Raw genomic sequence first — 13031 nt, 5'->3', positions numbered from 1 at the left:
AACGAAGACCCCAAGCCGTTCGTGTGGGTCAAGACCGCCGAAGAGATTCTTGCATCCCTCGCCAAATATTGCCGACGAATTTCAGGCGCATGACACTAGCACGCTGTCCGGCGGTCAGCCCCGGACCAGGCGGGGGCGCCAGGCCGAGGACCGCGAGCGCCAGCGCGGCGAGTAACGCGAGGGTGCGTCTGTCATGGGGGAGTGACTGCACTATAAGATGGCAGCCTGCAATATTTCGACTACTTTTCGCAAATTCACGACAGGCCATAAGGATCGATTCCACGGAACATCGGCGCAGCTGAGGCTATGGACGAGCGCGTCCGGGTCGTTCTCCATGAACGCAAGCGAATCTGCAAGCACTTGCAATGACTTACGTGGATCGGCGTATAGTTTGCGCATGACGCGTCGACTGGCAGAGGTGGCCAAGAAAGTCGGGGTGAGCGAGGCCACCGTGAGCCGGGTGCTGAACGGCAAGCCGGGCGTCTCCGAGGCGACCCGCGAAGCCGTGCTGACCGCACTCGACGTGCTCGGCTACGAGCGTCCCACCCAGCTGCGCGGTGACCGCGCCCGGCTGGTCGGCCTGGTCCTGCCCGAACTGCAGAACCCGATCTTCCCCGCCTTCGCCGAGGTGGTCGGGGGAGCGCTGGCCCAGCAGGGCTTCACCAGCGTGCTGTGCACCAGGACCGTCGGCGGGGTCTCCGAGGCCGACTACGTCGACCTGCTCCTGCAGCAGCAGGTCTCCGGGGTGGTCTTCGCCGGCGGCCTGTACGCCCAGGGCGACGCCTCGCACGAGCACTACGAGCTCATCCTCGAACGCAAACTTCCGACCGTGCTGGTCAACGCGGCCGTCGAGCACCTGGGCTTCCCGCAGGTGTCCTCCGACGACGCCGTGGCGGCCGAGATGGCGCTCGGCCACCTGCGCGCCCTCGGCCACGAACGCATCGGCATGGTGCTCGGCCCCAAGGACCACGTGCCGTCCAGGCGCAAGCTCGACGCCTTCCTGGCAAGGGGCGGCGACTACGACCTGGTCGAGTTCACGATGTTCTCGCTGGAGGGCGGCCACGCGGCCGCGACCAGGCTGGTGCGCAAGGGAGTCACCGGCGTCATCTGCGCCAGCGACCTGCTCGCGCTCGGCACCATCAGGGCGGCCAGGCGGGCCGGGCGCAAGGTGCCCGACGACCTGTCCGTGATCGGCTATGACGACTCGGCGCTGATGACCTGCACCGACCCGCCGCTCACCACCGTCCGCCAGCCGATCGACGCGATGGGGCGGGCGGCCGTCGACCTGCTCGTGGCGTTGATCGACAAGGCGGTGGTGCCTGCCGACGAGCTGCTGTTCGAACCGGAGCTCGTCGTGCGCGCCTCCACGGCCCGCGTCCAGTAGGCCCACGCCCCTCCACGGCCCGCGTCCAGGAGGCCTGCGCCCCTCCACGCCCCCGCGTCCAGGAGGCCCGCGCCCCTCCACGCCCCCGCGTCCAGGAGGTCCGCACCCCTCCACGCCCTCGCGTCCAGTAGGCCTGCACCCCTCCACGCCCTCCACGCCCCCGCGTCCAGCAGGCCCGCGCGTTGAGTAAGCCCGCGTGCGCCCAGTAGGCCCGCGTGGCGGCCCCGCCGGCAGGGAGCGGGCCGGCTTCCTGCCGGGTGCTCGACCGCCCGGGTACCGCCGTGCACGGCTGCCTGCCCTGACGCTTCTCGGCGTTCCCGCACACAAGCCCCCCGGCGGGCGGCGGGCGGGTGTGCACATGGGTCGCGGCGAGCTACTGTCATGGAGTCGTTATATTTCAATCAGCTGTCAAAATCTTGCAGTGATCTGTCGATGCTGCTTATCGTGTGGGCCTCCCCATCCCCATCAGAAGGGTCCAGACCGATGAGCAGCTCCCGCAGAGCACTCGGCCTGCTGATCGTCACCGGCCTCAGCCTGCCGGTCGCCGCCTGCGGCTCCACGCCCGACAAGCCGGCGCCCGCGGTGAGCGGGACGGCCCAGGCCGCGCCCGTCACGATCTCCGTCGGCTGCCAGCCGCCCAAGACCAACCCCCTGCAGCGCAAGGACTGGGACGACGACGTCGCCGCCTTCCAGAAGCTGCACCCGAACATCACCGTCGACAGCAAGGACGGCTTCCCCTGCCACGACGTGAAGACGTACGACGCCAAGCTGGCCGGCGGCCAGATGGAGGACGTCTTCTACGGCTACTTCGGTGACGTCCAGACCGCGATCAAGGCGGGCCAGGCCGCCGACATCACCGCCTACGTCGACACCGTCAGCACGCTCAAGGACATCGACCCCAGCGTGATGGCGGCATACACCGTCAACGGCAGGACTTACGGCGTTCCACGCGGGAATTACAAGGTCGGCCTCGTCTACAACCGCAAGCTGTTCACCCAGGCCGGACTCGACCCGAACACGCCGCCCAAGAGCTGGGCCGAGATCCGCGAGGCGGCCAAGAAGATCAGCGCGCTGGGCCCCGGCTACATCGGCTACGGCGAGTACAGCGCGGGCAACACCGGCGGCTGGCACTTCACCCAGTCCATCTACGGCAGGGGCGGCGCGATCGTCGACGACAGCGGCAAGAAGGCCGCCTTCAACAGCCCCGAGGGCAAGGCGGTCCTGCAGAACCTCAAGGAGATGCGCTGGACCGACAACAGCATGGGGACCAAGCAGCTCTACCAGTGGGACGACCTCATGCGCCTCATGGGCGCGGGCAAGATGGGGATGATCCTCGGCGCACCCGACGTCATCACCGAACTGCACGACAACCGCAAGGCCGCCTACGAGGACTTCGGCCTGGCCGCCTTCCCCGAGGCCAAGGCCACGCTGGGCGGCGGCGACGGCTACATGTTCAACCCGAAGGCCACCCCCGAGCAGATCAAGGCCGGCCTGCTCTGGCTGGACTACTACGTCCTGACCCCCGGCAGGGGCCAGTTCGACTACGCGCGGCAGAAGGCGACGGGCAGAGCGGTCGGCCTTCCCGACAACAACGTCTGGGGCGACAGCCCGACCGGGCGGAAGCTGCTCGACCTGCGCGGGACCAACGCGACGCTGCCGCTGGAGAACTTCACCGCCTACGTGGACGGGATGGCCGCCGTCCCGCTCAAGCTCGAGCCGCCGATGAACCAGCAGGTCTACCAGATCCTCGACACCCCGATGTCGGCCGTCCTCACCCGGCGGGACGCGGACGTCGACAAGCTGCTCGCCGAAGCCGAGGCCAAGGTCAACGACGTGCTGAGCAAGTCCAGCTAGACCACCCCGCGGTGCGCGCCGGCCATGCGGACGGCGGGTCCCCGCGCCCAGGGCGCCGGGGGACCCGCCCGTCCCCCGGGCCGGCGGCAGCAGTCGAGATCACCAGGAGTGACCCCTTGAACGTCGCAAGCTCGGGACGCAGGCCCCCCTCCAGGACCGGCAGGGAGGTGAGACGCAACCTCACCGCCTACGGCTTCCTGTCGGCCGCCCTGATCTGCTTCGCCGTCTTCTCGTGGTGGCCGATGGTCCGCGAGGTCCTGCTGAGCCTCCAGGAGAACAACTTCGTCGACCCGCCGACCTGGGTCGGGCTCGACAACTTCGCCACGGTCGTCGCCGACCCCGCCTTCGCCCAGGCCTGGCTCAACACCGCCGCCTTCACCGGCCTCGCCCTGCTGATCGGCTACGTGGTCCCCTTCACCGCGGCGATCGTCCTCAACGAGCTCCGCCACGCCAAGGCGTACCTGCGCTTCGTGGTCTACCTGCCGGTGATGCTGCCGCCCGCCGTGTCCGTCCTGCTGTTCAAGTGGTTCTACGACCCGGGACCCGGCCTGTTCAACCAGATCCTCGGCCTGGTCGGCCTGCCGCCGCTCGCCTGGCTCGACTCGACCGACACCGCCCTGATCTCCCTGGTCATCGTCTCGACCTGGATGAACCTCGGCAGCGGCACGCTCATCTACCTGGCCGCCCTGCAGACCATCCCGAGCGAGCTGTACGAGGCGGCCGAGCTCGACGGCGCCGGCCTGGTCAAGCGGATCCGGCACGTCACCATCCCGCAGACCAGGCTGATCCTGCTGGTGATGCTGCTGCTGCAGATCATCGCGACCATGCAGGTGTTCATCGAGCCGTTCATGCTCACCGGCGGCGGCCCGGAGAACGCCACAGTGACCGTCGCGTACCTGATGTACCAGTACGCCTTCAACTTCGGGAACTTCGGAGGTGGAGGCGCGATGGGCCTGATGCTCATGATCGTGCTCATCGTCTTCTCCGCCGTGTACCTGCGCGTCTCGCGGGAGACCTCATGATCGCCACCGCCGTACGGCACCGCGAGCCCCGGCCGCGCAGGCTCGCCCGGCGCCGGATCGAGACCCGGTTCCGCACCCTGGTCTCGCCGCACCAGCTCAACACCCGCGGCGGACGGGCGATCTACTGGACCGTGCTGGTCACGACGGTGGCCGGCTGCACCGCGGTCTTCCTGTTCCCGCTCTACTGGATGGTGACCGGCGGGCTCAAGCCGCCGGAGGAGCTCGACCAGATCCCGCCCACGCTCATCCCGCGCGATCCGAGCCTCGAGGCCTACGCCGAGGCGTGGAACCTGCTCGACCTGGGGCTGCTGCTGCGCAACACCGCGCTCTACGCGGCCGGGGCCTGGCTGTTCACGCTGGCCGTGGACGTCTCGGCCGCCTACGCGCTGTCGAAGCTGCGCCCGATGTTCGGCAAGCTGATCACCGGCATGATGCTGGCCACGCTCATGATCCCGCCGATGGTCCTCATCCTGCCCCTCTACGTGACCGTCGTCGACCTGGACCTGCTCAACACCCCGTGGGCGATCTGGCTGCCGGCCGCCGCCAACGGCTTCAACATCTTCCTGCTCAAACGCTTCTTCGACTCCGTCCCCCGAGAGCTCATCGAGGCGGCGGAGATGGACGGCGCGTCGCCCGCGCGGATCCTGTGGTCCATCGTGCTGCCGGTCTCGCGGCCCATCCTCGGCGTCGTGTCGATCTTCACCGTGGTCAACGTGTGGCGCGACTTCGTCTACCCGCTGCTCGTGCTGCCCGACACCGATCGCATGACGGTGAGCGTCGCCATCAACTCGCTCTCGCAGACGATGCCGACCAACGCGCTCACCGCCGCCCTGGTGATCGCCAGCCTCCCGACGATCGTCATCTTCCTGTTCTTCCAACGGCACATCATGGCGGGACTCACCGCCGGAAGTCTCAAGGGTTAGGAGCGCAATGTCCGACACGTGGTGGCGGGGCGCCGCGATCTACCAGGTCTACCCGCGCAGCTTCGCCGACGGCGACGGCGACGGTGTGGGCGATCTGGCCGGGCTGCGGGAGCGCCTGCCGTACCTGAAGGACCTGGGGATCAACGCGATCTGGCTCACCCCGTGGTACCCGTCGCCCATGGCCGACGGCGGCTACGACGTGGCCGACTACCGCGACATCGAGCCCGCGATCGGCACGCTGGCCGAGGCGGAGACGTTCATCGGGGAGGCACACGGGCTGGGCATCAGGGTCATCATCGACGTCGTGCCCAACCACAGCTCCACCGCCAGCGCGTGGTTCCAGGAGGCGCTGCGGGACCGGTCGAAGCGCGACCGCTTCTGGTTCCGCGACGAGCCCAACGACTGGCGGTCGATCTTCGGCGGGCCCGCGTGGACGCAGGTGGCCGACGGCCAGTGGTACCTCCACCTGTTCGACCCGGGCCAGCCCGACTACAACTGGGACAACCCCGAGGTGCGTCAGGAGTTCCACGACGTGCTGCGCTTCTGGTTCGACAGGGGCGCCGACGGCATCCGCGTCGACTCCGCCGCGCTGCTGGTCAAGTCGGCCACCGCCTACGAGGACCTCGACGGCGTGCACGACGTCTACCGCGGCTGGCGGCGGGTGGCCGACGAGTACGGCGACCGGATCCTCGTCGGCGAGGTCTGGCTGCCCGACCAGGAGCGCTTCGCCCGCTACCTGCGTCCGGACGAGTTGCACACCGCCTTCAACTTCGACTTCCTCGCCTGCCCGTGGGAGTCCGCCGCGCTGCGCGCAAGCATCTCGCTGACGCTGTCGACCCACGCCTCCGTGGGGGCGCCGCCCACCTGGGTGCTGTCCAACCACGACGTCGCCCGTGTGGTCACCAGGTACGGCAGAGCCGACACCTCGTGGGACCACGCCGACCGCAGGGACGGCGTGCCCGCCGACCTGGAGCTCGGTCGCCGCAGGGCCAGGGCGGCGGCGCTGCTGGCGATGGCGCTGCCCGGCGGGGTCTACGTCTACCAGGGCGAGGAGCTCGGCCTGCCGGAGGTCGACGACATCCCCGACCGCCTGCGCCAGGACCCCATGTGGACCAGGTCCGGCCACACCGTCCCCGGACGGGACGGCTGCCGCGTGCCGCTGCCGTGGTCGGGCGACGCGCCGCCGTTCGGGTTCGGCCCCGGCGCGGGAGAGCCGTGGCTGCCGCAGCCGCCGGAGTGGAAGGAACTGACCGCCGAGGCGCAGGCCGGCGACCCGGGATCCATGCTCACCCTCTACCGCACGGCCCTGCGCCTGCGCCGCGACCGGCTCGGCGACGGGTCGCTGACCTGGCTGGACCTGGGCCCCGACGTGCTGGCGTTCACGCGGGACACAGGGGTGGTGTGCGTGGTGAACCTCGGCCCCGACCCGGTACGGCTGCCGCCGCACTCGGCGGTGTTGCTGGCCAGCGGGCCGACAGGGGACGGGCTGCTGCCGTGCGACACGGCGGTGTGGCTGGAACCCTGACCGGCCCGGGGCCGGGGGAGGCTAGCCGCGGGCGACGATGTCGCCGAGCGTGGTGACGGTGTCGAAGTCGTTGGTCAGCCGGTTCTTGGTGACGGCGAAGGCGAGGCCGGTGGCGGTGTCGGCGTAGGCCACGCTGCCGCCGGCGCCGGCCATGCCGAACACCGTCGGCGTCTCCTCGGGCGCCGATCCCGGCCGGCCGATCGCGTAGCCGAGGCCCCACGCCGACGGCATGCCGAACACCTCGTCCACGCCGCTGAAGGCCGTGGTCGTCACCTCGCGCAGCCTGTCGGGCGAGATCAGCCGCGTGCCGTCCACCTCGCCGAGCAGGGCGGCGTACATGCGGGCGATCGCCCTGGCCGAGGTCTTGCCGCCCGCGGGGATGTCGGCCGACAGGTAGTCGGGGCGGCTGCCCAGCCCGGCGGTGGGCATCAGGTCCATCGGGCCGGCCTTGAACATCGGCAGGTCCTCGGGCATGTCCGCGAACGCCGACATGTCCATGGGGGCGTCCTCCAGGCGGGCGAGCCGGTGGTGCTCCGAGGCGGGCATGCCGAAGTAGAGCTCGTCGGCCACGCCGAGCGGCCCGCTCACCTCTTCGCGCAGCACCTGCGAGATCGGCTTGCCGGTGGCCCGCCGGACGATCTCGCCGACGAGGAATCCGAACGTGTAGGCGTGGTAGCCCATGCGGGTGCCCGGCTCCCACCACAGTTCGGCGTTCTCGAGGGCGGCGACCATCGTGTCCCAGTCGCAGACGTCCTCCGGCGTGGTGTCCAGCGGGAGGCCGGGCACCCCGGCGGTGTGCGTCAGCACGTGGCGCACCGTCACGCCTTCCTTGCCGTGCGCCCCGAACTCCGGCCACAGCTCCGCCACGCGCGTGTCGTAGCCGAACAACCCGCGCTCCACCAGCACGTGGGCGACGGTGGCGGTGGCACCCTTGCCGATGGAGAAGTTGTAGAACGGCGTGCCGGGCGTCACGAGCCAGCCGGTCTCCGGGTCGGCCACACCGGCGACCACGTCCACGACCTGCCGGCCGTCACGGTAGACGGCCACCTGGAGGCCCCGCTCCCGGCCCGACTCGACCAGGTCGTCGGCGGCCTGCTGCACCAGCTTCTGGAGTTCGCTCATCATGTCCGTCCTTCAATGTTTGGAACTAGACGGTACAGTACTGAGACCGGTACGGAACTGTCTAGTACTATCCGGACCATGACAACGGAAGTGGGTCGCACGGCACTCAAGCGCAGGCAGATCCTCGACGCCGCCAAGGCGGTCTTCCTGCGCAACGGCTACGTGGGCGCGAGCATGGACGAGGTCGCCGCCCTCGCCGCGGTGTCGAAGCAGACGGTCTACAAGTACTTCACCGACAAGGAGCAGCTGTTCACCCACCTCGTGCTCGACACGACCGGCGAGATCGACCACCTCACCCGGATGGTCACGGCGGCCTTCGACGACAGCGACGATCCCCGGCGGGCCCTGAGCGAGCTGGCCCGCGCCTTCCTCGGCTCGCTGCTGCGGCCCGAGGTGCTGAGCCTGCGGCGGCTGATCATCGCCGAGGCCGACCGCTTCCCCGACCTGGGCCGCACCTGGTACGAGCAGGGCTTCGAGCGGGTGCTGGCGACGCTGACCGGCTGCTTCGGGCGCCTGGCGGAGCGCGGCCTGCTCCACCTGGACGACCCCCGGCTGGCCGCCGACCACCTCATGGGCCTGCTGCTGTGGATCCCGGTGAACAGGGTCATGTTCTGCGGTGGGGACGCCTCCTACACCGACGCCGAGCTCGACCGGCTGGCCGAGACGGCGGTGGCGGCGTTCCTGCGCGCCTACGGAGTCAGCGCACCGCTTTCAGGTTGAGGATCCACAGGTCGAGGCCGTCGGTGTCGCTCCAGGCCAGCAGGGTCCCCGGATCGTTCTTGTCGCCCAGGCGGACCGCCATCGACGGGTCGGCGGGGTCGAAGGTCGCCAGCGTCCCCGCGCGCAGATCCTTGATGACCTGTAACCCCGCGCGCAGCCGGAGCACCACGAACCGGTTCAGCACCGGCCCGCTCGCCGTCGTCCCCGGCAACTCGACCGTGCCGGACCCGTCCGTTCTGCGCGCGAGCGTCATCCCCGAGATCGGGTGGCGCTCCACGCACCAGTCGGGCGAACACCGCGCCACCCCCTGCCCGCCGGTCACGAACGCTCGCGAGCGCCCCGACTCCAGGTCGGTCAACGTCCCCTTCGCCAGGTCGGCGGCCCACGGCCAGGCCAGCAGCCACAGCCCCTCGCCGGCCTTCTCCCTGCCGCCCCTGCCGGACAGCGGCCGGCGGTAGACCGCCTGGCCGGTGTTCCAGAACAGGTGGCCGTCGCCCACCTGGAAGCGGGCCTCCGGCGGGGCCGACCGGTCGCCCTGCGCGGCCTTGGTGACCAGGCGCGGCCTGCCGCCCTTCACCGGCACGCGCCAGAACCGCGTCTCCAGCGTCTCGTCCGCGCGCAGCCCGAGCGAGCTCCACACCACAAGCCGGCCGTCCGTGGCGAACCAGCGCACCTCGTCGCCCGCCAGCAGCTTCGCGAACCGGCCGATCCGGCCGGTGGCCGCGTCGTAGACGTCCAGCCGCACGTCGCCGTGGCCGAGCCGGTTCTGCGCCAGCAGCACCACGCGCCGGTCGTCGATCGCGATGGCCGGCTGGTAGACCAGCCCGTCGGCGGACCGGGCGGGCAGCCTGGAGACCGCGCGCGGCCACACCTCCTGAGCCGCCCTGGCCAGCCCGACCCTGGCGGGCACGGGCCTGGCGGCGGCCGAGACATGGTCGGCGGGCGCCGCGACCGTCGGCCTGACCAGCACGACCAGTCCGGTGACCGTGGCCAGCGCCAGACCCGCGGCGGCGGCCGACCGCAACCGCCTGCCGGTACGGCGCCGCCGCAACCGCGACAGGCCCGACAGCAAATCGGCGGGGCGAGCCGTTGCGGCCGCCGCCTCCAGGGTCCTGACCAGGTCGTCCTGCCGGACGGCGACGCTCTGGTCGCGCACCCTGGCCGCGGGCAGGTCGAGGACGCGCGCGATGTCCTCGTTCGACAGCCCGGCGTACGAGCGGAGCACGATCACCGCCCTGGCCAGCGGAGGCAGCTCGGCCAGCTGCCGCCAGACGTCCGGATCACCGCCGTGCCCGGCGATCTCGGCCTCGGGCACCCCCTGGCCCGCCCGGCGCCGCCGCTGCGCCACGAACAGGCGGGCCATCGCCGTGCCGACGAAGGTGTCGGGGTGGCCGCTCCTCGCCATGCGCAGCCCGGCCAGCGCCTCCTGGGCCAACAGGACGCCTTCGCGCTGGTCGCCGGTGAGCACGAGGCCGTAGCGCACGAACCCCATGCCCTTGATGAGCACGAAATCGGTGAAGCCGTCCGGAGGACCCATCCAGCCACCTCCGTGGCCAGCATCTCAGGAGGATTCGCGGATGACCAGTTCGGTCGGCAGGATGACCGGATCGGCGGGACCGCCCTCGAACAGCCCCAGCAGCAGCCGCGTCATGGCCGCGGCCTGCTCGAAGATGTGGTGGCGGACCGTGGTCAGCGGCGGGTCGGTGTACTTGGCGGCCTCGATGTCGTCGAAGCCGACCACGGCCACGTCGTCGGGCACCCTGCGCCCCGCCTGGCGCAGCGCCTGCAGCGCGCCGACGGCCATGAGGTCGTTGCCGCAGAAGACCGCGTCGAGCTGGGGGTCGTCCTCCAGCAGCTGCCGCATCGCGACGGCGCCCGACTCCCTGGTGAAGTCGCCGATCGCCACGATGGAACGCCGGTCGGAGCCGCGCAGCACGGTGCGGTACCCCTCGAGCCGGTCCAGGCCGGCGATCATGTCCTGCGGGCCCGCGATGGTGGCGATCCGGCGCCGGCCGCTCTCCACCAGGTGCCGTACGGCCTCGGCCGCCCCGCCGACGTTGTCGTTGTCGACGAACGGGATGTCGATGGGGACGGCGGGCCTGCCGTAGGAGACGACGGGGATCCGCATCCGCGCGATCGCGGCGGGCAGCGGGTCGCCGCCGTGCATGGAGATGAGCATGACGCCGTCGACGTGGCCGCTGGCGATGTAGCGCTCCACCCGCGCGTGGCTCTTGGCCGAGCTGGTCAACATGAGCACGATCTGCTTGTCGGCCGCCTCCAGCTCCACGCTGGCCGACCTGATGACGGTGGAGAACATCGGGTCTTCGGAGAACACCCTGGTCGGCGGTTCGGAGAAGACCAGGGCGATCGAGTCGGTCCGCTGGGTGACCAGGCTGCGCGCCGCCGGGTTGGGCACGTAGCCGAGCTCGTCGACCGCGCGCAGCACCGCGTCGCGGATGTGCGGGGCGACCGTCGACTGCCCGTTGACCACCCGGGAGACCGTGGCACGCGACACTCCCGCCCTGGCGGCGACCGCCTCGAGGGTGGGGCGCTTCATCCCTTGACGCTTCCGGCCAGGAGCCCGCGGACGAAGTAGCGCTGCATCGACAGAAAGACCACGAGAGGAATGATGACAGACACGAAAGCGCCCGCGGTCAGCCGTTGCCACTCGTTGCCCTTGGTTCCGGCCATCTGCGCCAGCCGGACGGTCATCGGCGCGCTCTCCGCGGTGCCGCCGCCGAAGATCAGCCCCACCAGCAGGTCGTTCCACACCCACAGGAACTGGAAGATCGCGAAGCTGGCGAGCGCGGGCGCCACCAGCGGCAGCACGATCCTGCGGAAGATCGTGCCGTGGGTGGCGCCGTCGACCCTGGCCGCCTCCATCAGCTCGTGCGGCAACTCGGACATGAAGTTGTGCAGCAGGAAGACGCCGAGCGGCAGGGCGAAGCAGGTGTGGGCGCACCAGACCTGGACGAACCTGCCGGTGCCCTCCAGGTTCCAGGCGGGCATGAGCTGCAGGCCGAACACCTCGACACCCTCGGAGAAGAACGACAGCAGCGGCACCAGCGCCATCTGCAGCGGCACGACCTGCAGCGCGAAGATCCCGATGTAGATCCAGTCGCGGCCCCTGAACGGCAGCCAGGCCAGCGCGTAGGCGGCGAAGGCGGCGAAGGCCAGCGGGAAGAGCACCGACGGGATCGTGATGACGATCGAGTTGAGCAGGAAGCTGGCCAGCTGCCCGGAGGAGGAGGACGTGCCGAACAGCACCTCCTGGTAGTTCTCCAGCGTCAGCACGGGCGTGGAGAAGAACGTCCACCAGCCGGTGGTCTTGATCTGGTCCTCCGGCCGGAACGACGACAGCAGCAGGCCGACGGTGGGTGTCGTCCAGAGCAGCGCGATCAGCAGCGCGGCGAGGGAGGCCGTCCTGCTCGACAGGCGGGCGCGCACCCGGGCTGGCGCGGTCGTCATCGAAGGGCCCTCCTGCTGCGGATCTGGTAGATGACGATCGGCGTGACCAGCACGAACAGGAAGACCGCCAGCGCGGCGCCCTTGCCGGTCTCGCCGTAGCGGAAAGCCTGGTTGTACATCTCGTTGGCGATGACGCTGGTGTCGAACTGGCCGCCGGTCATGGTGCGCACGATGTCGAAGAGCTTCAGCGTGCCGATCGACTGCGTGACCAGCACGACGATCACCGCGGGCCGGATCGAGGGCAGCGTCACCCTGAAGAACATCTGCGCCGCCCCGGCGCCGTCGAGCTTGGCGGCCTCCACGATGTCGGCGGGGATCCCCTTGATCGCCGCCGACAGCACGACCGTGGCGAAACCGGCCTGGATCCAGACCATCACCACGATGAGGAAGAGCGTGTTGAGGGGCGGGTCGAGCAGCCACTGCCGGGGCTCGCCGCCGAGCCACACCACCACCTGGTTGAGCAGGCCGATCTGGTCGACGCCCTCGGGCCGGTAGGCGTAGACGAACTTCCAGATGATCCCCGCGCCGACGAACGAGATGGCCATCGGCAGGAAGAGCAGCGACTTGGCCAGCGACTCGAACCTGGCCCGGTCCACGATCACCGCGTAGACCAGGCCGATCGCCGTCACCAGCAGCGGGACGAGGACCACCCAGACGAGCGTGTTGCGCAGCACCGTGACGGCTTCCGGCTGGGTGAACATCCACGCGTAGTTGTCCAGGCCGACGAAGGCGGTGCCGTCACCGCTCATGAACGACAGCAGCGTGGTGCGGACGGCCGGGAGCACCAGGCCCACGGCGAGCAGGACGACGGCGGGGGCGAGCAGGATCGCGGCGTGCAGGCGGGCTCTGCTGCGCATCGGGGCCCGGTCGAGAAGCAGCAGGACCAGGCCGACGACCGCGAGGAACGCGACGACGCCGATGACCAGCTGGATGAGTTTGGGCGACTCGGCGGCCAGGTCGAAGTCCAGGTCCAAGGGTCCTCCTGGGGCCCTCGGGCGCCGGGGGCGGCGCCG

Annotated in this window: 11 protein-coding genes; 6 read left to right on the top strand and 5 right to left on the bottom strand. The window is 70.3% G+C overall.

The genetic code is table 11. From position 1 onward, the window contains the following. The first annotated feature begins 397 nt into the window (after positions 1 to 397). The 5 genes from ACWEVS_RS20805 (at position 398) to ACWEVS_RS20785 (ending at position 6708) form a co-directional block, all read left to right on the top strand. On the top strand, positions 398 to 1384 hold the full coding sequence (locus tag ACWEVS_RS20805) for a LacI family DNA-binding transcriptional regulator (RefSeq protein WP_449926889.1): 987 nt from the start codon (positions 398 to 400) through the stop codon (positions 1382 to 1384). Between the two features lie 483 nt (positions 1385 to 1867). Then, positions 1868 to 3238, top strand: coding sequence for an ABC transporter substrate-binding protein (locus tag ACWEVS_RS20800; protein WP_452552836.1), 1371 nt, complete (start codon positions 1868 to 1870; stop codon positions 3236 to 3238). Positions 3239 to 3354: 116 nt separating this feature from the next. Beyond that, positions 3355 to 4260 carry a carbohydrate ABC transporter permease gene (locus ACWEVS_RS20795; protein WP_449926883.1) on the top strand — a complete coding sequence of 302 codons (906 nt, stop codon included), beginning with the start codon at positions 3355 to 3357 and terminating at the stop codon, positions 4258 to 4260. Further along, entirely contained in the window at positions 4257 to 5183 is a 927-nt protein-coding gene (locus ACWEVS_RS20790; protein WP_449926880.1) for a carbohydrate ABC transporter permease, read from the top strand. Before ACWEVS_RS20795 ends, ACWEVS_RS20790 begins: the two co-directional genes overlap by 4 nt. A gap of 7 nt (positions 5184 to 5190) precedes the next feature. Next, complete coding sequence (locus ACWEVS_RS20785; RefSeq protein WP_452552834.1) at positions 5191 to 6708, top strand: glycoside hydrolase family 13 protein; 1518 nt, start codon at positions 5191 to 5193, stop codon at positions 6706 to 6708. A gap of 21 nt (positions 6709 to 6729) precedes the next feature. Here ACWEVS_RS20785 and ACWEVS_RS20780 read toward each other — a convergent pair whose 3' ends face one another. Continuing rightward, on the bottom strand, positions 6730 to 7833 hold the full coding sequence (locus ACWEVS_RS20780; RefSeq protein ID WP_452552832.1) for a serine hydrolase domain-containing protein: 1104 nt from the start codon (positions 7831 to 7833) through the stop codon (positions 6730 to 6732). Positions 7834 to 7908: 75 nt separating this feature from the next. Between ACWEVS_RS20780 and ACWEVS_RS20775 the strand changes: the two genes are divergently transcribed. Beyond that, positions 7909 to 8550: a TetR/AcrR family transcriptional regulator gene (locus tag ACWEVS_RS20775; protein WP_452416853.1), complete on the top strand. Its 642-nt coding sequence runs from the start codon at positions 7909 to 7911 to the stop codon at positions 8548 to 8550. On the opposite strand, the gene ACWEVS_RS20770 is transcribed toward ACWEVS_RS20775, so the two are convergent. Genes ACWEVS_RS20770 through ACWEVS_RS20755 form a run of 4 tightly spaced genes read right to left on the bottom strand, consistent with a single transcriptional unit; the run spans position 8528 to position 12986 of the window. Beyond that, entirely contained in the window at positions 8528 to 10087 is a 1560-nt protein-coding gene (locus tag ACWEVS_RS20770) for a sigma factor-like helix-turn-helix DNA-binding protein (protein ID WP_452552830.1), read from the bottom strand. The two genes, ACWEVS_RS20775 and ACWEVS_RS20770, sit on opposite strands and share 23 nt — an antisense overlap. A 24-nt stretch (positions 10088 to 10111) precedes the next feature. Then, positions 10112 to 11107, bottom strand: a complete 996-nt coding sequence (locus ACWEVS_RS20765) for a LacI family DNA-binding transcriptional regulator (RefSeq protein WP_354919023.1) — start codon at positions 11105 to 11107, stop codon at positions 10112 to 10114. Further along, positions 11104 to 12018, bottom strand: coding sequence for a carbohydrate ABC transporter permease (locus tag ACWEVS_RS20760; RefSeq protein ID WP_449926864.1), 915 nt, complete (start codon positions 12016 to 12018; stop codon positions 11104 to 11106). The genes ACWEVS_RS20765 and ACWEVS_RS20760 overlap by 4 nt, the downstream gene beginning before the upstream one ends. Beyond that, positions 12015 to 12986, bottom strand: coding sequence for a carbohydrate ABC transporter permease (locus tag ACWEVS_RS20755; protein ID WP_449927080.1), 972 nt, complete (start codon positions 12984 to 12986; stop codon positions 12015 to 12017). Before ACWEVS_RS20755 ends, ACWEVS_RS20760 begins: the two co-directional genes overlap by 4 nt. Positions 12987 to 13031 lie beyond the last annotated feature (45 nt).

The sequence above is a fragment of the Nonomuraea sp. NPDC003754 genome, from assembly GCF_053605785.1.
This window is presented reverse-complemented; position numbering and strand designations above follow the sequence as displayed.